Origin of the sequence: Agrobacterium sp. DSM 25558 (assembly GCF_900100825.1) — a bacterium.
Classification (GTDB): Bacteria; Pseudomonadota; Alphaproteobacteria; order Rhizobiales; family Rhizobiaceae; genus Agrobacterium.
The window spans coordinates 39,218-61,483 of record NZ_FMUD01000005.1 but is presented as its reverse complement, the minus strand read 5'-3'; the positions used below and the strand labels follow the sequence as shown (position 1 = coordinate 61,483).

Genomic DNA, 22,266 nt, shown 5'->3' with positions numbered 1-22,266 from the left:
TGAACAGTCAGCGAACTGTTCAAGGCAACAACAATTCATCTACAACATTATCTTTAAGGATCTCTGAATTTGCCGATTATTGATATTCGATTAAGGAGAGATGCGAGAAACCATAAGGGTTCCCGCCGCCCCATGCCGATCAATATTCTTTTTCGTAGAAAATACCGGCAGCACCTTCACCGTCGCCGCCCGCTGATCCGCGCAGTTTGACGCCCTTGCCGACATCGAGATTGATGATGGCTTTCGCGCCGGAGCTTCCGCTCTGCTCCAGTTCCAGATAGGTCTTTTCATTGAGATATTTACCGGCCGAAACGCGCGCCTGACCTTCGGAATCGGTCGATATATCGAGATCGTCAATACCGAGATTGCTGCGCAGACTATCGAAAAGCGATGTGGAGCGCCCACCGGCCAGTTGTCCTGCGGCATCTGCAAGTCTTGCGATCTGCAATGCGGAGAGCTTCGACATGGACTGACCGAAGATCAACTGCGCCATCACCTCATCCTGTGGCAATGCCGGGGACGATGTGAAGGCAAAGGCTGGGTCATTCGCATTCCCGGTGACTGATACGGTCACGGTCGTGGAGCCAGCTGTCGAGTCGGCCGCCATGTTGAGAACCGGCACCAATCCGCCGCCGAACGTGATGTCGCCGGTGGTGAAATCCAGACGTCGGGTCAAAATTTCCAGTCTGCCGCGTTTCATCTCGAAGCCGCCTGAGACTTCGGGATTGGAGGCGGTGCCGCGCACGGTCACGCCGCCGGTCAGTTCCGCATCAACACCACGACCACGAACGAAGATACCGCTCGGCGCATTGATCTTGAGGTCCAATGCCATGGACGACGAACTGCCGCTGCCGCCCTTGTCACCGTTCAATTTCTGGTCCTGCACACGTACCGCCCGTGGTGCGTTCTTGTGCTTCACATCGATCTGCTGAAGCGAGGCGGGCAGGCGCTCCGGTATGGTGATGGCACTTTTGTCCAGTGTGATCGTGCCCCCCAGGACCGGTGAGGATAGTATGGGACCTTTCAGCGTCAGAGTGCCGCTGGCCTGGGTGGTGAACAGCGTGCCATCATTATAGGCGGCGCGATTAAGCGTAATGGTCAGATCTGCCGGGAAACCGGAGGCTGGCAAGATGCCGACGGAGCCGGTACCGGAGATCGTTCCACCGCCTGCAAGCTGCCCGCTTAATCTGGAGATTGTCGCTTTATCGCGGTCAAAATTGATCGTGACGCCAAGATTGTTGATCGTCAGATTGCGGCGTACGTCGGTGACGCGTGTGCCGTTCGTCGTAATGCTGCCGGTCACGATGGGTGAGCTGGCTGTGCCGTCGATCTTGACATCTACGGCTGCCGTGCCCGCGACGTCAAAGCCCTGTGCTGATGTCTGAGCGCCAAGAACGCCAAGCGGCAGGTTTCCCTTGAAAGCCATCGACAATGGTCGGTTACCGCTGATGCCAAGTGTTCCGCCGCCGGAAATCGTCAGCCCGCCCTGCGCCGTGACATTGGTATCCAGTCTCAAGGTGCCGCTGGCGAATTGCCCTTTGGCCTTCACGCCAAGCGCACCCAAACCTGCACTGCGTGTCTGGCTGAGGGCGGCATCGGACCATGTCAGGTCATAGACAACCGTCGGATCAGAGGCCGAGCCCTTTGCGGTCACCGTTCCAGAAATCGTTCCGGATGCGTCGAGGCCAGGGGAAAACGCATTGGCCAGATTGGCGGGAAGCGCACGGATGGCTGTGTTGAGATCGAGCGCCGATCCTGCCGTGCCATTGACTTCAATACGTCCATTTCCGGTTTGGATAACGAGGCCGGAGATGCGCGCTGTTCCGTTGTTGATGGCTATGGAGGTTGGCTGTGAAAGCTTGACCGGAATGCCGCGAGGGGTGGCCGAGAGGGCGTCCAGTTTCACCGTCATCGGGGCAGCACCCGTATCGACGCTTCCCTTGAGGAGCAGAGGTGCGTTGTCATAACGGGCGTTGAGGTCGAAAGTGGTTGCCGTGCCGGAGTGATTGATGTCGAGGTCAAGGCCGGAGATAGAGACCGCACCCGCATTGATCGTTTCAGCGGTAACCTTGCCATTTGCAGCCAGCGCCACGACATCATCGACCTTGAGATCGGCCGCAAGCTTGGAGATGGTCGTGGTGCCTTGAGAAATGGTGCCACCGGCGGCACGGATCGTTGCTGCGATCTTTCCATCCGCATTGGACACCACGACGTCGCCTTTGACGTCGCCATTGGCCTGCTGGGCAGCCAGTGCGGCCAGCAGCGAAAGATCGGGGAAATCGAAAGAGAGGTTGCCGGATGGCAGGAATTGCGGTGTGAATTGCAGGTTTCCGGTCAAAACATTGCGCCCGACCGTAACATTTAATTTCGGAATAGCCGTGCCGTTTTCACCCTGAACCAATTCGCCAGACGCATCGATAACCTGTCCGTCCAGTGTTCCGCTGGCCTGCAACTGTGCCTGCGGTGCGCTGAAATCGGCTTTGCCCTTTGCTGAGACTTTCAAGGCTTCCAGCGCACGACCAGCCAGCGTCGCTTTGGCCGAGTTCAGGCTGACCTGGAAATCGGCAGCGTTGATGGGGCCAGAAGCATCCAGAGAAAATCCAAGTGCACCCGAGGCTTGCGGGGTCAGCTTTTCAAGCGCTGGCAAACGCCCGCCGAGCTTTGCAGTGACATTGCCATTCTCCAGCGAGAGATCGCCGTTGGCTTCCAGCGTTCCGGATTTGACGACGAGGTTCTCGACGCGGGTTGCGCCACCTATTGTGCTGTTCACATAGGCGTCGATGGCGATGGTGGTGTCGAATTTCTCTGCGAGTGCGGGCGGCAAAACGGCCGGAAGAACGAACAGGCGAAGGTTGGATGCAATCGTGCCCGCAGACAGATCATAGGTCCCGCTGCCAGTGCCGCCGATGCTGGCGCTTTCAAGCGTGGCACCTTCGAATGCGATGGTCTGTGGGGAGATACGCAACGGCGCGTTCAGCTTCAACGGCGCTTTGACGGCTCTCTCAATATCAGGTGTCGTCATTGCCGACTGGGCAATGCTGAGTGAGGTCTGTACCGTGCCGGTCTGGTTTGTCAGATTGAGATCATTGCTATTTGCCGATAGCTTCACGTCATCCAGACGACCCTGCGGCATGATTAGGGATCGCAACGATGCGCTCATATTCAGTTTTGCGGCATTCGCGTCGCCACGGAGAGACAGATCGACACCGTTGACCAGAGCGGCGAGTTCGCCGCCCTCCAGCGGCAGCCGAACATCGACGGGGCCGTTCGTGCCAATCAAATTGGCGACGAGGTCGTTCTGGCCCTGCGTATCCATCGCGCCGGATGCCGTCAGCAGCAATTTTCCGGTTTCCAGATTGCCGCTTTCGACGCTGATGCGGCCCTCGGGCGATATGCTTGCAGCGAGATCAAGCTTCGACTGACCGGCAAAAAGCTGACGGACGAGCGGAGGCAACAGCATATCCGGCTGACCTCCACCATGCAGTTCGACACGTCGCGTCCCGTCCGGGCCAAGTTGATGACGCCCGTTGAGATCGAGAACCGGGTTGCCAGCCACTGCTCCGCTTAGCTTGCCGCTCCAGTCTGATAATGGACCTTCACCACTCACCGTCAGTGCTACGGACGGCGCATCGGGAAGGCGCAGAAGAGTGGCCAGCAATCCACCCTGCGGTTCGTTCAAAGCCGCATCGAGTTTCAGCACGTTGTCATCAGGCGCAAAGGCGATGTCCGCGGTGACCTTCGCCTGTGGCTCATCCTTGCGGTTGGCAGAGAGAGACAATGCGATGGCATCGTTTGCCGCCGTCCCGTTACCCGTGGCTGCCAACTCAAAGGGACGGCTAGCGAGTTGTTCGCCAAGGCGGATGTCCGGCAGAGAGATGTCGTCAATGTCTATAGCAACCGGCAGGGAAAAGCCGCTCGAATCCTGGTTTTTTGGCGCTGTCGATGGCAAAGGCAACCTGTCGAAGGTCACATTGGCGGCCGCAATTCGTTGCGCATGAAACGTGCGCTTCACAAGAGCGGACGGCGACCAGTCGACCTCGATGCCGCCAACGCGCGCATAGACGCCTTCGCGGTCTGAAAGAACGACGCTATCCAGTCTCAAATCGCCTGTCAGCAGACCGGAAGGGGGTGAGATTTCAATTTTTTGATCGGGAGTCGAAATGAGTGCAGAAATCTGGTTTGCGGCAAACCGTGCGCCTGTCGGCGTGTAGCCGATGAAGAGGACTGCAACCACGACCAGCGCAATGATGCCAACGGCAATATAGACAAACCATTTCAGCAATCGAATCAATGCGGTCATCTGAAGCTATCTACACTCTGCTGGTTATCTGAGGTTCTTTTCAGAACGACTGCCCGATGCCGGCATAAATGCCGAAGCTGCTTCCGCCCTCGTATTTTTGGAGTGGCATGGCAACATCAAGACGCAAGGGGCCGAAAGGCGTGGCATAACGAAGACCTATGCCCGCACCGGCTCGAATATCCGAGAAATCCGGAGCAAGATCGGATGATACCACGCCTGCGTCGAAAAAGGGAACAAGGCCGATGGTTTCGGTGATTTTGACGCGAGCCTCGAGCGAGGTGACGACATAGGAGCGCCCGCCGGTGGCTTCGTTTGCGGCATTATAAGGCGAAATTTCCTGGTAGCTGTAGCCGCGCACCGATCCGCCACCGCCTGCGTAAAATCTGCGGGTCGGTGGAATATCTTCCAGCGCGCCGACGCCAATCAGTGCACCAGCGGCGATCTTTCCGGCCAGAACCACCTGATCGTCGGCACCAAGACCCTTGTAGCCTGTCGTGGAGCCTTCGAAGGACGTGAAGAACGTGCCGTTGAGCGCCTCATAGCTGGGCTTGGCGGAAATCGATGCACGAAAACCTTCCGTCGGGTTCAGCTTGTCATCGCGCATATCCCGCACAAATTCCAGCGGTACAGACGTCGTCAGATACTGGTTGTTACCAAATGCATCGTCTGAATCCGTCCACTCGACCTCCAATCCAGCGGATGCTGTGTCGTAATCGTTGAACTCATAGGCGAACCCGCCATAGCCAGTGACTGATCGCGCATCATAGGTGTCGGGATGCTCGGTCTTGGCCTTGAGGCTTGCGGTAAATGTCGTTGACGGATTGAAGACGCCGGGTTTGGTGAAAATGATGCCGGCGGAATAATCCATATCCTGCACATTGGACGCTTCACCCAGGCGAGAAACCGCACCCTCGATGCGCAGTGATTCGGCTTTGCCGAACAGATTTCGGTGGCCCCAATACCCTTGAAGGCCAATGCCCTCTGTCGTTGAGTATTGTGCGCCGACTCCGAGATAACGGTGCTTGCCTTCCGAAACTTCGATGGTCAGCGGAATGGTGCCGTTGGGAGCAAGCGTGTTGGCTTCCTTGATGGTGATACTGGAAAAGACACCCAGTTTGCGCAACCGATCAGAAGCCTTGCGCAATTTTTCCGGCGAGTAGGGCTCACCACCGTTGAGACGCGAATATTTGCGGATGAAATTCTGATCGACCGTACGCTGGCCTTTGACCGCGACCTCGCCAAGAGGCGCGACCGGCCCGCCCTTGGCGGACAGGGTGAGGTCGACCGTGTTGTTTGCATGATTGGCGACGGCCTCCCTCTTGGTCAGTTCTGCAAGAGGCCGTCCCTCTGCTTTGAGGTCTTCGATCAGCTTGTTGCCGCCGCGAATGATCGCCAGCGAACCCGCATTGCCACCCGTAACAAGCCCGTATTCGGAAAGGTCATGTCCTGTAACGTCGCCTTCAAGCCTGACGGTTCCCAGCGTGAAGACGGGACCGGGCGTCACATCGATAACAACCGGGATGGGGCCTGAGCGATTAAAGGAGGGGTTTGGCGGGATGGAATCGATATCCTGCCCCGCAACCGTCACTTTGACGATGCCGCCATATCGTGCGTTTTCGTAAAGGGACGCGATCAAGCGTTCGCGGTCATCTCGGGCCCGGATGATCAGACCCAGATCGCCCGATGCGGGCTTGTCTGGCTCAGATGTCAGCAGCGAGCTGTTTTCGAGGCTCTCTTTCAGCTTTGCATCTGCGTCCGGCGCGTTCAGCGTGACGGTGAAGGAGACGGGATCGAGAACCTCGTCCTTCTTGTCGTCGGAACCGAAAATGGTGATGCCAAAAATCTTGAGTGCGTAGGCCTGACGGGCAAACCCTGGATAAAACGACACTGTTGCTGCCACCGCCAAAACGGTGCCTGCCTTCCAGAACGCAATACTCTTCTTTGGGTTAGTCCGCACTATCGGCATGGGCTACTTTATGGTTGAGCATTTATTATCGGCCCTAGCGGTTGACCGTCCGTTAACATGACAGCTTAAGCATAAATGGCCAGATTGGGCACCCGAAAAAGCGCTTTTTCCGACCATAAACGCAAAAGCCCCGGCGAACCGGGGCTTCATAACGTGCCAATTTGGCGATGTTAGCGGCAACGTGCAGTATAACGTTGACCGTACTGGTCGCGATAGTAGCAATAGCCTGGCTCGGAAGCGTTGCCGATGAGGGCACCTGTCACGCCGCCGAGTGCTGCGCCAACAGCTGCACCGCGTACGTTTCCGGTGATTGCTGCGCCTGCAATACCGCCAACAACTGCGCCTGTACCCGCACCCTTTTCAGTTTGCGTGCAGCCTGCCAGCGTCAAGCCGATTACGGCGAAAATAATAGCCTTTTTCATGAACTCTCTCCAACGTTACATACGAGCTCTATGGCTCTTGGTAGGCGTCCCATAGGTTATCTGCGGCGACTGCTACCTCCGACCGCAACAGATATCTAACAAGTCGAATGTGTTTATGGAAGCCTCCCCTTGCCAGGCTACGCCTCCCGTCCCAAATCGATTGTGCCCTACTGAACGAGGTATGGGAAGAAAAGTTCCATTTCCGCCTCGCTTTGATGTGAATCAATTTTACGCTTTGTCAAATCTCTTATAAGTCTCCTTGGAATGGTTCAAAACTAAGGGCGAATTGACGCAGTTTCGAGCAATACGCGTCAGAGGGGTTGACGGTCCGGGGACGTGGACCGAAAACAACCACAAGAATTCTGGAGCATGAAATGGACTTCGAGGCATATTTCAAGACCGAGCTGGATGGCTTACATTCGGAAGGTCGATACCGCGTCTTCGCCGATCTCGAGAGACAGCAAGGCAATTTCCCACGCGCGACCCGCTACACCACAGATGGTGTGAAGCAGGACGTAACGGTCTGGTGCTCCAACGACTATCTCGGCATGGGTCAGAACCCCAAGGTGGTCGAGGCCATGAAGGCGGCGATCGATCACTGTGGCGCGGGTGCGGGAGGCACCCGGAATATCTCTGGTACCAACCATCACCACGTCAAGCTGGAACAGGAACTTGCCGACCTGCATGGCAAAGAATCTGCGCTGGTCTTCACATCCGGCTATATTTCCAACTGGGCGACACTCGGCACGCTTGGGCAGAAAATTCCCGGCCTCATCATTTTCTCAGACGCGCTGAACCATGCCTCGATGATCGAGGGCATTCGTTATGGCCGTTGTGAGAAGGTCATCTGGAAGCATAATGATCTCGAAGACCTCGAAGCCAAGCTCAAAGCGGCAGACCCTGCGGCACCGAAGCTGATCGCGTTCGAATCGGTCTATTCGATGGATGGCGACATTTCCCCGATCAAGGAAATCTGCGATCTGGCCGATCGATATGGTGCCATGACCTATTTGGACGAGGTTCATGCTGTCGGCATGTATGGCCCGCGCGGTGGCGGCATTGCAGAACGCGAAGGCCTGATGGATCGCCTGACGATCATCGAAGGTACTTTGGGCAAAGCATTCGGCGTGATGGGCGGTTACATCGCAGCATCGGTAGCGTTGTGCGATTTCATTCGCTCATTCGCGTCAGGCTTCATTTTCACCACTGCGCTGCCGCCTTCTCTCGCGGCCGGTGCGGTTGCTTCTATCCAGCACTTGAAGGCCAGCCCGTTCGAGCGCGCCCGCCATCAGGAGCGCGTACGGACACTGCGTTCGATGCTGGATGCCAGTGGCATTCCGCATCTGCACAATCCCAGCCACATCGTGCCTGTCATGGTTGGCGATGCCGCCAAGTGCAAATGGATTTCGGACATTCTGCTGGATGATCACGGCGTCTACGTTCAGCCAATCAACTATCCAACGGTGCCGCGCAAGACCGAGCGCCTGCGTATCACACCGACACCGCTGCACAGCGATGCCGATCTGGAGCAGCTGGTCGGCGCATTGCATCAGCTCTGGGCGCGTTGTGCTCTGGCAAGAGCTGTGGCCTGATATCGGCCAAGTCATCTGGTCAAAGGTCGCGACTTGCGCAAGTCGCGACCTTTTTTATTGCTGGTGTCGCGTTAGTGTTCCAGCATCTCATGGACGATCTGCTTCGCATCGAGCGAGGCTGGATAATATGTCGGCCAGTTCGTGAGTTCGGCCAGAACTGTGCTGCGGTCATTTCCCCAGAAAAGATGGTAATGGCCGGCTTTTTGCGGTGCTATCGTGTGATCGCTGAACTGGATAAACTCAGGAGCGGACGCATCCCCGCCGCTCTTTTTGAAGATGTAACGAACCCCGCGATTGCCCTTCTTGTATTTTAGGATTTCGTATCCGTCGGAGAGGTATTTCGCTTCTGACGGCTTCCCATCGCGAAAAAACGTGACGCTGTCGCCCTTGATGACGATGCGGTTGACGTCGGTCTTATAACCGGTGTCGTATTCGTCGCGATATTCCTTGGCGCTTTTGTCACCATGCTCAGCCTTATGCGCCATGACGGGATCGAGCGAGCCATCAACCAGATAGGGATAAACGGATTGCCAGTCCCCCTCCCAATCGGAAAGCGTGCGCGGTTTGATCTGGCTGTCCTCGAAATAGCCCTTGTAAATCTCGCTCGAACCCTTGGCATGATCATGCGAATGGCTGTGAGAATGTGCCTTGGTTTCTTCTGCCAATGCTGCCGTGCTGAGAAGCAACGTGGTGCCGATCGCTAGCGCTAGGGCGTGTCTGGTGATCATCTTGCGTTCCTCAAAATCGTTCATCGTGCTAGATTGAATGTAATGTAATTACATTACAAAATGCACATAGCCGCTATTGCGAAGTCAGGCAACCCACATTTTTATGGAGTTTTTTGACACGGCTTCACATTTCGCATGCCAGTCAAGGCAGGCGCGGAAGACAATCTGTGCGTGAGGGCTTCAGGCGGCCTGTTGCTTTTGCAGAACAGCTTCTTGCGCATAGGCGCGCGCCTGAGCGTCTGCGGCTAGCACGGCGTCTATCGTCTGTGCTGACTGCCCGTCGTTCATTCTGTCCATGACGATCTCGACGATATCGGCCATGTCGAGGAAGCCGATCCGACCATCGACGAAGGCGTGAAATGCGGTCTCGTCTGCGGCATTCAGGACTGCACCTTGCGCGCCGCCACGTTCCAGCGCAGTTCTGGCCAGCCGCAGGGCGGGGAAGCGAACCTCGTCAGTGGCTTCGAAATCAAGCCTCGCAAGCTTGGTAAAGTCCAGTCGCTCCACATTGATCTCGCCACGTGCCGGATAGGTCAGGGCATAGGCGATTGCCGTGCGCATATCCGGGCAGCCAAGCTGGGCTATGACCGATCCGTCCGTATAGGCCACCATCGAATGGATGATCGACTGCGGGTGGACGATGGCTTCGATCTGGCTCGGCTTCAGATCGAAGAGGTACTTCGCCTCGATCATTTCCAGCGCCTTGTTGAACATGGAGGCACTACCGATGGAAACCTTCAGGCCCATCGACCAATTGGGGTGAGCGCGGGCAATATCTGCCGTCACGCCCGCCATCTGCTCACGGCTGAAGGTGCGGAAGGGGCCGCCGGATGCGGTCAGCACGATGCGCTCGACGTTCTGTTTGTTTGCGGGCTCAAGGCATTGGAAAATGGCGCTGTGCTCACTGTCGACAGGTATCAGCTGGCCACCACCTTGGGAGACGGTGCGGATAAAAACGTCTCCGGCGGAAACGAGGCATTCCTTGTTGGCAAGTGCGATATTGGCACCGCGTCGGGCAGCCGTCAGCGTCGGTTCGAGGCCTGGCGTTCCGGCAATCGCCGCCATCACCCAATCTGCCTCCATCTCGGCCGCTTCCTGCAAGCCGCTCCGTCCCGCCGCGACCTTGATGCCGCTGCCAGCCAGTGCATCTTTCAAAGCGTGATAATTGTCGTCTTCCGACGTCACCGCTAACCTCGCACCCACCGTGCGTGCCTGCTGCGCCAACAGAGCTATGTTTCCAGCACCGGTCAGAGCCATGATGTCAAACCGGTCCCGGCCTCCAAGCTGGCCTATGACATCCAGCGTGTTGGTACCGATGGAACCTGTGGCACCCAGAACGGTCAGTTTTTCAGGTAAAGTCGAGCCCTGCGGTTGCGTCATATCAATCCGGTTTTTCCAAATGTTTCCGTGAAGCCTCTACAAGCGAAAGGTGGGTATAACAAGGAGGTAAGCGACTATTGTCTTTGGCCCACACCGCCCGCATATTCGAGGCTGTTAACGCAAGGGAATAGCATGCGGCGCTTTTTTGTTTCCAGTGGTTGGATTTTGGCGGCAACCTTTATTCTGGTACTGGTTTTCATTCCGTTCGATCCGGTTATCTCACAACGCGCGCAAGCCCTTCCCGGTCCCATCGTAGGCTTTAACAACGCAATTACCAATTTCGGCACGTTTCGCTGGATGCTCTATAGCACCGGTCTGCTGGCGATCGCGGCCTATATCGCGGCGCGCGTGCTGACGGGCTCAACCCATTCCAGCCGCATACGAACGGCGTGGCGGTTGTTTCTCTACTTCTTCCTGACAATCGGCACGGCCAGTATTCTGGTTCATCTGCTGAAGTTCGTGATCGGCCGTGCCAGACCAGAACTGCTGATGGACATGGGTGCCTATAGCCTGACGCCGTTTACCGATGACAATCTCTATGAGAGCTTCCCATCCGGCCACTCGGCGGCGGCAGGTTCTTTCTTCGGCGCGTTCTTCATGCTGGTACCGCGGTTCCGTTTCGTTTTCATCGGACTTGCGCTGGTCATCGGTGTGTCACGCGTCATTGTCGGTGCGCATTATCCGAGCGACGTGGCAGCAGGTTTGCTGCTGGGAACATGGACGGCAATGGCGTTCGCCTTCATCTTCGCACGTTCCGAATGGCTGTTCCGTTTCGACGTCAACGGCTGGCCGCATCCAAAAAATGTGCCACAGGCCGCAATTTGAGCGGCGAGGGTTTGGTATTGCCAATGGAAAACTTGGATATTACAGCAGGTCAATCGATAAGGACGACGGTTGCAATAGTGGGCGGTGGTCCCGCTGGCATGATGCTTGGGCTTCTCTTGGCGCGCGCCAATGTGGATGTGGTGGTTATTGAAAAACACCCGGATTTTTTGCGGGATTTCCGGGGCGATACCATTCATCCATCGACGTTGGAGATCATCGAACAACTCGGCTTCATGAAGGAGTTTCTGGCGCTACCGCACACAAAGGCGGAAAAGCTCTATGCGGACATCGGCGAGCAAAAGATAACGATTGCCGATTTCTCGTGGTTGCCGGTGAAGAACCGCTTCATCGCCTTCATGCCGCAATGGGACTTCCTCAACTTTATCGCGGGAAAAGCCGGACAATACGAGAATTTCCGGCTGCTGATGAATGCTTCGGTGATGGAGCTTGTGCAAAATGCTGGCAAGGTCACGGGCCTTCGTGTCGAGACACCGCAGGGGCCACTTACGATCAAGGCTGATCTAGTTGTCGGCGCGGATGGGCGAAGCTCGGTTGTGCGGGAAAAGGCCGGTTTGGAAGTCCAGCGTTTTGGCGTTCCGACCGAAGTCGTGTGGATGCGGCTTTCGAAGCAGCCCGGTGACCCGACCCAGACCATGGGTCATGCCGGTCCGCAACAGGGTTTCGTGCTGATCGACCGTGGTGATTACTGGCAGTGCGGTTATGTGGTCCGCAGGGGTGTGTTTGCAGAGCTGAAGGCTCAGGGGATGGAAGCCTTCCGGGAGCGGGTCGCGGAGGTCTGCCCGTTGCCGAAGGAGCGACTTTTGGAAATCGCAAGCTGGGACGACGCTTATCTTTTGACCGTGCGCATCGACAGGCTGAAACAATGGTGGAAGCCTGGTCTCATTTGTATCGGGGATGCCGCGCATGCGATGTCGCCAATTGGCGGTGTCGGCGTCAACCTCGCCATTCAGGACGCCGTGGCGACAGCAAATCTACTTATTCCGGTTTTGTCGTCCGGGCGTTCGATAACCGACGCCGATCTTGCGGCGATCGAAAAGCGTCGCTCCTTTCCAACCAAGGCGACACAGCGTCTGCAATTGATGATGCGAAGCCGCAACAAAAAGGATCAAGCCGATGTAAAGCGCGCGAAGGGTCCGCCCGCTTTCGTTCTGGCGATCATGCGATTTCCCTTGCTGGCGCATCTGGCCGGCAGGCTGATCGGCCTCGGCTTCAGGCGGGAAAAGCTCAAATATTAACGCTGCTTACCGCTCATCATAAAGGCGGCGCAATATTTTCGCGGTACCTGCGGCTCCGTCCAGATCGAGATTGATGCTGTCCGGTTCCGGGAGATCCAGCGCCTGCTCCATGGCATCGGCCATGGATTGCGGAGATATGGCGCTTTCCTCCAGTACGTGAGCCAGTCCCATTTTGGCCAGCCGCGACGCGCGTGCGCCCTGTTCGGTCTCTCCGCCCGCGGCGAAGGGAATGAGAAGCGAGCGGCATTTTGCCTGCAAGATATCGCAAACGGTGTTGTAGCCCGCTTGAGAAATCGAAAGTCGTGCGCCGGATAACAGGCTGGCAAAATCCTTACGGAAGCGGAAAACAGAGATGTCACCCCCGGCCTGTGCCGAGATGGCATCGAAATCTGCCTGCGGCATGTTGGGTCCGGTAATGAAGCACCAGTTCTTGATGCCTTTGATCAAGGGTGCTGCTTCCAGAGCCGCACGGATAAGGGCTGCACCCACCGCGCCACCACCTGCGGAAACCACGACGTCGAACCGTTCCTGCGGCGGCTGCGGCTTGGAGGGTGCGACAAGGCCGGTATAGACGATGCGCTGGCTTATCTGGTCGGCCAGGGGAAATGTATCTTCCAGACGGACAAAGTTCGGATCGCCGTGCACGAGAACGGCGTCGAAGTGCTTTTTCACGAGCGCGATAGTTTCTTCATCGCGACCCGGCTTGGCCCGTTCCTGAAGAATATCGCGCAGCGACGTCATCACCAGCGGGCGCTCGAGGCTGTGTTCTATGGCGCTCAGCAGAGGCATGAGTTCGAAACGCACCTGCCTGCGCCCGAATGGGAAAGCCTCGATGATGACGATATCCGGTCTTGCTCCGCGATAGGCACCCAGCAGCATGCTGGTGCGATTATCCTTGAAGGCATCATCCACCGGCTGGCCCGTTGCATCCACGAGCCCGGAGAAGCTGCCATCGCTGACGGCAATCGGCGGCAGTTCGATGTGGCGTATGCCTTCACCCGGAAAGCCGGGAACAGGTGTGCCGCCGGTCACCAGCGTCACATCGAATCCGTCTTCCACCAGCGCGCGCGCGACCCGGCTGGCACGGGCAATATGGCCGATGCCGAGCAGATGTTGAACGTAGAAGAAGACGCGTGGCGCAGATTTCGTGGCGGTCACAGGGGCTTCTCCCATTCCTGCTCGAACAGAGCTTTCAGCTCGGTGATGCTGTTGCGGTGATCGAAGGAGGTGCGCACGCGGTTTTCCGCAGCCGCTCCAAGACGTGACCGAAGTTCGGGATCGCTGATCGCGCTTTGCAGGGCCTGCGAAAACGCGGTCGCATCTTCCGGTGCCGTCAATAGTCCGTTTTCGCCGTTGATGAAGAACTCGGGGATGCCTGAGATGTTGGTGGAAATGCAGGCAAGGTTTTGGCTTGCGGCTTCCACCAGAACATTGGGCAGTCCGTCGCGATCACCATCGCTGGTGATGCGGCACGCAAGTGCAAACAGATCGGCTTGCCGGTAATGGTCAAGCACCTGCTTCTGATCCATGGCACCCGTCCAGACAATACGCTCTGAAAGGCCTAATTCGGCGGCCAGGGCCTTGAGCGTGGCGAGCTCGTCACCACCGCCGATATGGGTGAAATGCCAGTGCAGCGACGTTGGCAAGGCGGCCAGTGCGCGCAGCAGGATGTCTATGCCCTTTTTCTTTACGGCACGACCAACGCTGAGAATCCGAACGGGTTCGTTGAGGTCGGAGCCATCACGCGGTGTGCGCTGACCTTCGAAATGCGGAAAGCGGGTGAGGTCGAGCCCGTGATAGCTGAGGTGAACCTTTGACTTATCGGCTGAGAGACTTTGCAGATGCCTGAAACCGCTTGCGGTGCAGGTGACGGCCCAGCGGGCGCTATCCAGCTTGCTGGAGAGGTCCTGATCGCCGGAGGTCCATATATCCTTGGCATGTGCCGAGATCGTCCAGGGGGTGCCCGTCATCAGATGGGTGTAGGCGGCAACCGATGCCGGCGTGTGGATGAAATGCACGTGCAGCCATCCCGCGTCCGTTGGCCATTCATGGGCCAGCACGGCAGCTTGTCCGAAGCGGCGAAAGCGGTTGCGGCTGAAGTCATGACGCAGATCATGGGCTAAGCGGCGCAAGGCCTTGCTAAATCCAGGTTTCACCCGGCAGGCCCAGAGCGCTTTGAGCACGCGCAACGGCTCTTCATGCAGATATTCCGGCAGATAGGTGACATTGGCACGGATTTCATCATGCACCGGATGGCGTTTTTTGTCCGTTGGGCGGCGCATGGAGACGAGCTCCAGTTCGAGACCCGCTTTCTCCAGTCCGAGAAGCTCTTGCGCGATAAAGGTTTCCGAAAGGCGCGGATATCCCTTCAGAAGAACCACGATTTTCTTTTTGACGGTCACTATATCCGCGTCTCTTTCTGAACTCAGGCGCTGGGGCTAAGGGCTTTGACGGTATCATCAGGTTGAAGCCACTCGGCAATCCGTTTGGAAAGATTTTCCAGCCCATCAAGCTTGAGGTTTCTGCCATTGGCCGATGGTGGCGCGCGATTGAGGAGGTCTTTGAGTGCCTGTGCCATCTTCTTCGGATTTTCGGCGTCCTCCGGCAACAGCATGTCGAACAGACCCAGTTCCGATGCGCGGCTGGCGCGGATCAACTGCTCTTCACGCGGCACGATGCGTGGCACGATGAGCGCTGGTTTGTCGAAGGACAGGATTTCGCAAACCGTGTTGTAACCGCCCATGGACACGACAGCCTTGGCACCGGCCACGATGTCTTCCATGCGGTTATCGAATTCGATGATTTCGATATAGGGAATGTCGGAGGTATTCTGCATGAAGCGAAGGCGCTGTTCGCCGGGCATATAGGGGCCAAGCACGATCAGAGCTTTTTGGGTCAGTTCCGGGTCGGATTTATAAGCGTTGATCACATCATCGATCAATTCGCTGCCATCTCCGCCGCCACCGGTCGTCACCAGAATGTAATCGCCTACAGTGCGGTGCGAGGTGCTTTCCGATTGCGTCTTCGAGCGTTGCAGGAAGCCGACGAAATCCATCTTCTCGCGTACCTTGGGCGGCACATCCAGACCGATGAGAGGATCATGAAAGTCCGGCGGGCCATATACCCAGACATGGTCGTAATAGCGTTCTATCTTGTTCAGAACGTCATTTCGCTTCCATTCCGCTTCCAGCAGTTGTGGCGAATCCATTACGTCGCGCAAGCCGATGACGAGCTTGGTGCCTTTGGCTTTGAGATAGGTCAGGGTTTCCTCGACCTCCCCCCGCAGGCCCATAGGCTCCTTGTCGACGATGAAGATATCCGGCTGGAAGCTTTCTGCCGTATGATAGATGATCGACCGGCGCATTTTCAGCGTTTCCTGAAGATCTATATGCTGGTCGAGAGATGTGTATTCGCCGTTTCTAAGCTTGATGACGCTCGGGATTTTCACGAAATCCACGCGGGCGCGATAGTCGAAAGCGCCGGCAATCGTGGCACCTGATATGATCAGGACATTCAGTCCGCGATAATCCTCGACCAGAGCGTGGGCAATGGTGCGGCAGCGCCGCAAATGCCCCAGCCCGAAGGAATCATGGCTGTACATCAGGATGCGGGCATCGTTCAGACGGGTGCTCACAGCGGGCACCTCTTGTTCAGGCTCTGATAGCACGTCGTATCGGGTAGATATGTCACTGGACGGTCCGTGGTTATTTGAAAGGATCTGCCGCATCACGTAGTCCATCGCCGAAGAAATTAAAGGCCAAGATGACGAGCACCACCGGTATGGTGGGCAGAAGAAGCCATGGATACAGGGCAATCACGCTCACGCTTCTCGCTTCTGTGAGAAGAATACCCCAACTTGTGATTGGCGGGCGCAGGCCAAGGCCCAAGAAACTGAGTGCGGTTTCGCCCAGAATCATGCCCGGAATGGTCAGCGTTGCAGACGCAATGAGGTGGGACATGAAGCCCGGAATGAGATGTCGACCGATGATGCGCGACGTGCTTGCGCCCATCAGTTGTGCCGCCAGAACATAGTCTTCTTCACGCAGCGCCAGGAGCTTGGAGCGCACCGCGCGAGCAAGGCCGGTCCAGTCCAGAAGCCCGAGAATGAGGGTAATGCCGAGGTAGACGAGGATGGGGCTCCACGTGACCGGCATGATGGCGGCGAGTGCGAGCCAGAGCGGGATGCTCGGAATGGATTGCAGCACCTCGATGATGCGCTGTACGATCAGATCGAACACGCCGCCGCGATAGCCGGCGAGGCCACCGATCACGATGCCGAGAACGAAGCTCATCGCCACACCAAGAAGGCCGATGGTCAGCGAAATGCGCGCGCCATAGATGATGCGCGAGAGAACGTCACGGCCCAGACGGTCGGTTCCGAGCAGATACATCTGTCCGCCTTCAGCAGGGCAGACCAGATGGACATCGCTATCGAACAGGCCCCAAAACTGGTAGCCATCGCCCCGGCAGAAGAACCGCAGTTTCTGGACGTCGGTCGGCACGTCGCTATAGACCCGCTTGAGATTGTCCATATCGAGGCTCATCGTGCGCCCGTAGACGAACGGACCGACGAACTGGCCATCGTGAAACAGATGGATGGATTGCGGTGGCGTATAGATGCTTTCGACATTGCGCGTGTGCAGATTATACGGGGCCAGAAACTCGCAGATCACGATCGACAAATAGACGAACAGCAGAAATGCCCCGGAATACACCGCAAGCCTGTGCTGCTTGAACTGCCACCACATCAGTTTGAACTGCGATGCTTTACTGAAGGCAGCCATGCCCGATGTCGTCGGTTCGATCAGGTTGGGATCGAAAGGTGCCGTCGACACATAATGCGGCAGCGGCGCGCCGGGCTGAGGAAGAGTGGTCATTTGATGTTACCGCCTCCAAAGCGAATGCGCGGATCGAGAATGGCCAGTGCGATATCCGAGACGAGCACGCCGATGACGGTGAGGAAGGCGAGGAACATCAGGAAGGAACCTGCCAGATACATGTCCTGACTTTGCAGGGCGCGAATCAACATGGGTCCGGTTGTCTCCAGCGACAGGACCACGGCTGTGATTTCCGCGCCGGAAATGATGGCGGGCAGGATGGAGCCGATGTCGGAAATGAAGAAGTTCAGCGCCATGCGCAGGGGATATTTCGTCAGCACCTTGAAAGGGTGCAGGCCCTTGGCGCGGGCGGTGACGACATATTGCTTCTGCAACTCGTCCAAAAGGTTGGCGCGTAGCCTGCGGATCATACCTGCGGTGCCGCCGGTGCCAATGATGAGAACGGGTATCCAAAGATGTTCGAGGATAGACTTCATCTTGTCCCAGCTCATGGGCTGGTTGAGATATTCGCGGTCCATCAGGTGACCGATGGATGTGCCAAACCAGATATTGGCGAAATACATCAGAAGAAGCGCCAGCATGAAGTTGGGAATGGCGATACCCAAAAGACCGACAAATGTCAGGCCGTAATCACCCCAGCTGTATTTATGGGTGGCGGAATAAATGCCGATGGGAAATGCGATGATCCAGGTGACGATGATGGTGACGAACGACACCAGAATGGTCAGCCAGAGACGGTCGCCAACCACTTCGTTGACGGGCAATTGATACTCGAAGGAATAACCAAAATCGCCCACCAGCATGCCGGATGCCCAACGAAGATAGCGGATCGGCGCTGGTTGATCGAAACCGTAACGGGCGCGCAATTCTTCGATTTCGGCCAGATTGGCTGTTTCACCCATGGCGCGCATTTCAGAAACGTAGCTTTCGAAATAATCGCCCGGTGGCAATTCGATGATGGTGAAGACGAGCATCGAAATCAGGATGAGCGTCGGGATCATCACAAGCAGGCGCCCTAGAATATATCTGAGCATGTCATGCGTCTCCGTCGTACCAGAACGCATCTGGCATATAGACACCGAGATAGGAGGTAGGCTCGAATCCGTAGAGCGCCTTTTCTGGTACATTACGCATTTTTGTCACATGCACGATGGGCTGCAGCGCACTGTTGACGATGCCGATGGAAAAGACCTGCTGCGAATAGAGCGACAGCATTTCCAGCCAGATTTCGCGACGCTCTTCATCCGTTATACTGATGCGCCACTTTTTGAGCAGGGCAAGAAGCTGCTCGGCTTCCGGCAGATCGGGTTCCTTACCTTCGCGTCCACCGGACAGATAATGGATGCCCCAGACGGGCCACTGAAGCTGATCGTCGCCTGTAGGGGCAAGGCCTGCTGGCAGCATATCAGGCGTTGGCACTGCGTTGTCCATGCCGAACCAAACCGACATCAGCACTTCTCCGCCCATGGCGCGTTTGCGGAACACATCGCGTTGGGTGGGTCGGCTGGACAGGGATATACCGATTTTCCGCCAGTGATCCGTCACCAGCTCAAGCACGTCCGTTTCGAGCGTGCTTTCACCAGCGGTTTCAACGATGATATGGGCGGGGCGGCCATCTGGAAGCAGGCGAACGCCCTTGTCGTTGCGTTTGGTCAGTCCCAGTTCATCCAGCAACGCATTTGCCATGGCAGGGTTGAAGTCGGCCCAGGCTTTCGCGAATTCAGGACGGAATAGCGAGCTTTCCGGCAACACGGTATCAGCACTTTCCTTGGCTAATCCGTAGAAACAGACCATGTTGATTTCATGCCGGTCGATGGCGACCGACAAAGCCCGGCGCATCCGCACGTCACGGAACAGGTTGCGCCAAACATTATCGGCCGCATTGAGGTTCGGCAACAGGCAGACCCGCGAGCCCTGACTGCGTTTCCACAGGTTGACCTTGATCGGATATCGATCCTGGGCGTCTCGCAGGAACGTATAGTCGTTGAAATCGAGACCCATGAATTGCAGGTCGCTATCACCGGAAGCCGTTTTTGCAGCGATGATTTCCGATGACGTCACGTTGAGCAGGAACCGGTCGAGATAAGGCAATTGCAGACCGTTTTCATCGACGCGGTGGTAGTAGGGATTGCGCTCGAAAATGAACTGTTCGGATGGCGGCGAGGTGACGTTGCGCCACGCATCGAGCGTCGGAAGATCGGGGTTCTCAGGGCGCACCTGCCGTGACATCTTCACATGCAGGCTGCTCCAGTCATCGACCTTGTTCTTTTTGATGAGCTTGGCGAGTTTTTCCTCTGTCTGATATTTCGCATGGAACTGCTTCATATAGGCGGCAGGCAGGCACAAACGTGCAGGCGATGCACCGGCAAGCTTGGCCAGAAAGTCCGGGTTCGGACCGTCCCAGGAGTAACGCACGGTCAGGCGGTCGACGACTTCCACCATCGGCGGCTTGTCGTAGACCAGCAACTCTATCGGTGGGCCACCCTTGTGAATCTCCCGGTTGAGCGCCACGTCTTCCCAGAAATAACGGAAGTCTTCGGTGGTGAAATCGCTACCGTCGGACCATTTGTGGCCGTCGCGCAGTTTCAGCGTGAAGACACGCTCTTGGTCGACGTTATAGCTCTCCAGAATGTCCGGCTGAAAATTGAAGCTCTCATCATAGCCTACCAGGCGCGCATAGCTGTTGATCGGCATCAGGCGAATATCACGCTGCCCGCCAATCAGCATGCGCACGGAGCCGCCATGCTTGCCCGGCTCACGACCAAGGCTCTTCATGTTCAGGACACGAGGGTTCTTGGGTAGCCGTTGATCGACCGGCGGCAGATCACCCTTTTCGAGCTTTTCCTTGAAGAAATCGGAATCGCTATAGGCTGCGAATGCTTTCCATGGCGCAAAAACGGAGGCGAGGAGGGCAAGTGTGGTTCGGCGCGTAATCACGATCTTAGCTCCGCAACATCGACATTTCCGTTAGCGAGAACGAGATGACCGCCGCCCAGATCGGCAGTCACCAATCCTCCTTCGTCGCTATCGCGGAACTGTTTGCCCCAGTCGAATTTGCCGGTGGCGCTGATCTTGGCGATGGTGCTGAAATCGAGTGGCCTGTCGAGGTCGGGGAACGGCACCGCAGCCAGCAGGGACTTGGTATAAGGGTGTACCGGGTTCCGCATCAGTGTTTCGCGCGGTGCAAGCTCCACGATTTTGCCCTCGCACATCACTGCAACGCGGTCCGCCATATAATCTACCACAGCCAGATTGTGCGAAATAAACAGGTAGGTCAGGCCCAGATCCTTCTGCAGATCCTTGAGCAGATTGAGGATTTGCGCCTGCACCGAAACGTCGAGCGCCGATACCGGCTCATCGCAGATCAGCAGTTCCGGCCCCAAAGTCAGCGCTCTGGCAATGCCGATGCGCTGCCGCTGGCCGCCGGAAAAACTGTGCGGGTAACGATTGAGCGCGCTTTCCCCCAACCCGATGGCCTTGAGGAGATTGCGGACTTTTTCAGCGCGATACTTGCCATCGCCGCGACCGTGAATTTCAAGAGGTTCGCTGAGGATATTGCTGATCGTCATGCGCGGCGACAGCGACGAGATGGGGTCTTGAAACACCATCTGTATCTTTGTGCGCAATTCGCGCAGATCGTCGTCCTTGGCACTCAAAACGTCGATGTCGCCGGTGCGACTATGGAACGTAATGGAGCCTTCATCCGGTCTCACGGCGCGCATGAGGATTTTGCTGACGGTGGTCTTGCCGCTGCCGCTTTCGCCAACAAGGCCAAGACATTCGCCGCGATGGATTTCAAAGCTCACGCCATCCACCGCTTTGGTCGTGTGAGCTTTGCCAGCGGTAAACCAGCTCGATTTGCGGGTCGTGAAGGTCTTGCCGATATTGTCGACGGTCAGCAGAACGCCCTGCGTCTTGTCGACGTTCGCCGTCTTCTTGCCGATCAGGCTTTCCTTGTCGATGACGACATCGCGGAGTGCCTTCAGTCGCTCGCCGGGCTTCATGTCGAAATGCGGGACCGCCGCCATCAGCCCTTTGAGATAAGGATGCGAAGGCTTGCGAAAAATCTCATCGACCGGACCGGATTCCATGATCTCGCCCTGGTAGATCACGGCAACCTCATCGGCGATATTGGCGACGACGCCAAGGTCGTGGGTGATCAGCAACATGCCCATGTTCAGGCGGCTCTGCAGGTCCCGGAGCAGTTTCAGAATTTGTGCCTGTATCGTCACGTCGAGTGCCGTCGTCGGCTCGTCGGCGATCAGAAGGGCCGGACGGCAAATGAGCGCCATGGCGATCATCGCGCGCTGGCGCATGCCGCCAGACAGCTCGAAGGGGTACATGTTGCAAATCTTGGACGGATTGGAAAAGCCGACGAGATCCAGCGTTTCCTCAAGCTTTTCCTGACGCTCTTTTGGCGTCAGAACGGAATGGATCCGCAACGCTTCATCGATCTGGTTGCCGACTGTATGCAGCGGCGAAAGCGATGTCATCGGTTCCTGGAAGATCAGGCCAATGCGGTTTCCTCTGATCGCTCGCATGGGTCTGCCGTCCTGCTCCAGTCGCAGCAAATCCACCGGCTCGCCGGATGTGCGCTCGGGGTCGGCAAACAGGACACGGCCCTTAACATGTGCCGTTCGCGGTTGAATGCCCATGATCGTCTGACCGATGACGGATTTCCCAGAGCCGGATTCGCCCACGAGTGCGGTGACTTTACCCGGTAAAATGCGGAGGCTGGCATTTCTGACGGCATCGATTTTCTCGCCCATCAGGGAAAACGATACTTGCAGATTTTCGATGCGAAGCAGATCGGCGCCTGAACTCATGCCAAGGGTGTCCTCACCGTTTTTTATTTTGCCTGTGGCAGTTACTTAGGGGCCATAAAAGTTACGTTATCGCAGGCCTCAACTTCTGTCTATGCTCCTGAAACAACGAAAATTTCAGGAAGTTCCGAATAAA

Annotated in this window: 15 protein-coding genes; 3 read left to right on the top strand and 12 right to left on the bottom strand. The window is 56.8% G+C overall.

What is annotated here, in order from left to right; genetic code table 11:
- Positions 1-139: 139 nt before the first annotated feature.
- From DSM25558_RS06250 to DSM25558_RS06240, 3 genes are all read right to left on the bottom strand, one after another.
- On the bottom strand, positions 140-4,300 hold the full coding sequence (locus DSM25558_RS06250; RefSeq protein ID WP_077102931.1) for a translocation/assembly module TamB domain-containing protein: 4,161 nt from the start codon (positions 4,298-4,300) through the stop codon (positions 140-142).
- 40 nt (positions 4,301-4,340) lie between these two features.
- Complete coding sequence (locus DSM25558_RS06245; protein ID WP_077102929.1) at positions 4,341-6,266, bottom strand: autotransporter assembly complex protein TamA; 1,926 nt, start codon at positions 6,264-6,266, stop codon at positions 4,341-4,343.
- Positions 6,267-6,436: 170 nt separating this feature from the next.
- Positions 6,437-6,688, bottom strand: a complete 252-nt coding sequence (locus DSM25558_RS06240) for a YMGG-like glycine zipper-containing protein (RefSeq protein WP_077102927.1) — start codon at positions 6,686-6,688, stop codon at positions 6,437-6,439.
- Positions 6,689-7,062: 374 nt separating this feature from the next.
- On the opposite strand from DSM25558_RS06240, the gene hemA reads away from it, so the two are divergent.
- Positions 7,063-8,280 (top strand): 5-aminolevulinate synthase, encoded by a 1,218-nt coding sequence (hemA, locus tag DSM25558_RS06235; RefSeq protein ID WP_077102925.1) that lies wholly within the window; start codon positions 7,063-7,065, stop codon positions 8,278-8,280.
- Positions 8,281-8,351: 71 nt separating this feature from the next.
- Here hemA and DSM25558_RS06230 read toward each other — a convergent pair whose 3' ends face one another.
- Together DSM25558_RS06230 and dxr are read right to left on the bottom strand one after the other, a co-directional pair.
- Positions 8,352-9,008, bottom strand: coding sequence for a metal-binding protein ZinT (locus DSM25558_RS06230; RefSeq protein WP_083716334.1), 657 nt, complete (start codon positions 9,006-9,008; stop codon positions 8,352-8,354).
- Between the two features lie 180 nt (positions 9,009-9,188).
- Positions 9,189-10,388 carry a 1-deoxy-D-xylulose-5-phosphate reductoisomerase gene (gene dxr, locus DSM25558_RS06225; RefSeq protein ID WP_077102921.1) on the bottom strand — a complete coding sequence of 400 codons (1,200 nt, stop codon included), beginning with the start codon at positions 10,386-10,388 and terminating at the stop codon, positions 9,189-9,191.
- 132 nt (positions 10,389-10,520) lie between these two features.
- Between dxr and DSM25558_RS06220 the strand changes: the two genes are divergently transcribed.
- A complete protein-coding gene (locus DSM25558_RS06220) occupies positions 10,521-11,213 on the top strand; it encodes a phosphatase PAP2 family protein (protein WP_077102919.1) in 693 nt (230 codons plus the stop codon).
- A gap of 23 nt (positions 11,214-11,236) precedes the next feature.
- Positions 11,237-12,469, top strand: a complete 1,233-nt coding sequence (locus DSM25558_RS06215) for an FAD-dependent oxidoreductase (protein ID WP_077102917.1) — start codon at positions 11,237-11,239, stop codon at positions 12,467-12,469.
- 6 nt (positions 12,470-12,475) lie between these two features.
- Here DSM25558_RS06215 and DSM25558_RS06210 read toward each other — a convergent pair whose 3' ends face one another.
- The 7 genes from DSM25558_RS06210 to DSM25558_RS06180 all read right to left on the bottom strand — a co-directional run bounded on the left by DSM25558_RS06210 (position 12,476) and on the right by DSM25558_RS06180 (position 22,133).
- Complete coding sequence (locus tag DSM25558_RS06210; protein ID WP_143240028.1) at positions 12,476-13,642, bottom strand: glycosyltransferase family protein; 1,167 nt, start codon at positions 13,640-13,642, stop codon at positions 12,476-12,478.
- Positions 13,624-14,871 (bottom strand): glycosyltransferase, encoded by a 1,248-nt coding sequence (locus tag DSM25558_RS06205; protein ID WP_077102913.1) that lies wholly within the window; start codon positions 14,869-14,871, stop codon positions 13,624-13,626. Before DSM25558_RS06205 ends, DSM25558_RS06210 begins: the two co-directional genes overlap by 19 nt.
- 23 nt (positions 14,872-14,894) lie before the next feature.
- Positions 14,895-16,103 (bottom strand): glycosyltransferase family protein, encoded by a 1,209-nt coding sequence (locus tag DSM25558_RS06200; RefSeq protein WP_077103133.1) that lies wholly within the window; start codon positions 16,101-16,103, stop codon positions 14,895-14,897.
- Positions 16,104-16,173: 70 nt separating this feature from the next.
- Complete coding sequence (locus DSM25558_RS06195) at positions 16,174-17,346, bottom strand: ABC transporter permease (protein ID WP_077102912.1); 1,173 nt, start codon at positions 17,344-17,346, stop codon at positions 16,174-16,176.
- Positions 17,343-18,341, bottom strand: coding sequence for an ABC transporter permease (locus DSM25558_RS06190; protein ID WP_077102910.1), 999 nt, complete (start codon positions 18,339-18,341; stop codon positions 17,343-17,345). The genes DSM25558_RS06195 and DSM25558_RS06190 overlap by 4 nt, the downstream gene beginning before the upstream one ends.
- Before the next feature lies 1 nt (position 18,342).
- Positions 18,343-20,244, bottom strand: coding sequence for an ABC transporter substrate-binding protein (locus DSM25558_RS06185; protein ID WP_077102908.1), 1,902 nt, complete (start codon positions 20,242-20,244; stop codon positions 18,343-18,345).
- Positions 20,241-22,133: an ABC transporter ATP-binding protein gene (locus tag DSM25558_RS06180; RefSeq protein ID WP_077102906.1), complete on the bottom strand. Its 1,893-nt coding sequence runs from the start codon at positions 22,131-22,133 to the stop codon at positions 20,241-20,243. The genes DSM25558_RS06185 and DSM25558_RS06180 overlap by 4 nt, the downstream gene beginning before the upstream one ends.
- Positions 22,134-22,266 lie beyond the last annotated feature (133 nt).

Excerpts from the sequence above, each read along its gene's own strand:
- DSM25558_RS06250 (WP_077102931.1), bottom strand. The coding sequence starts at position 4,300 with ATGACCGCATTGATTCGATTGCTGAAATGGTTTGTCTATATTGCCGTT.
- DSM25558_RS06245 (WP_077102929.1), bottom strand. The coding sequence starts at position 6,266 with ATGCCGATAGTGCGGACTAACCCAAAGAAGAGTATTGCGTTCTGGAAG.
- DSM25558_RS06240 (WP_077102927.1), bottom strand. The coding sequence starts at position 6,688 with ATGAAAAAGGCTATTATTTTCGCCGTAATCGGCTTGACGCTGGCAGGC.
- hemA (WP_077102925.1), top strand. The coding sequence starts at position 7,063 with ATGGACTTCGAGGCATATTTCAAGACCGAGCTGGATGGCTTACATTCG.
- DSM25558_RS06230 (WP_083716334.1), bottom strand. The coding sequence starts at position 9,008 with ATGATCACCAGACACGCCCTAGCGCTAGCGATCGGCACCACGTTGCTT.
- dxr (WP_077102921.1), bottom strand. The coding sequence starts at position 10,388 with ATGACGCAACCGCAGGGCTCGACTTTACCTGAAAAACTGACCGTTCTG.
- DSM25558_RS06220 (WP_077102919.1), top strand. The coding sequence starts at position 10,521 with ATGCGGCGCTTTTTTGTTTCCAGTGGTTGGATTTTGGCGGCAACCTTT.
- DSM25558_RS06215 (WP_077102917.1), top strand. The coding sequence starts at position 11,237 with ATGGAAAACTTGGATATTACAGCAGGTCAATCGATAAGGACGACGGTT.
- DSM25558_RS06210 (WP_143240028.1), bottom strand. The coding sequence starts at position 13,642 with ATGGGAGAAGCCCCTGTGACCGCCACGAAATCTGCGCCACGCGTCTTC.
- DSM25558_RS06195 (WP_077102912.1), bottom strand. The coding sequence starts at position 17,346 with ATGACCACTCTTCCTCAGCCCGGCGCGCCGCTGCCGCATTATGTGTCG.
- DSM25558_RS06190 (WP_077102910.1), bottom strand. The coding sequence starts at position 18,341 with ATGCTCAGATATATTCTAGGGCGCCTGCTTGTGATGATCCCGACGCTC.
- DSM25558_RS06180 (WP_077102906.1), bottom strand. The coding sequence starts at position 22,133 with ATGAGTTCAGGCGCCGATCTGCTTCGCATCGAAAATCTGCAAGTATCG.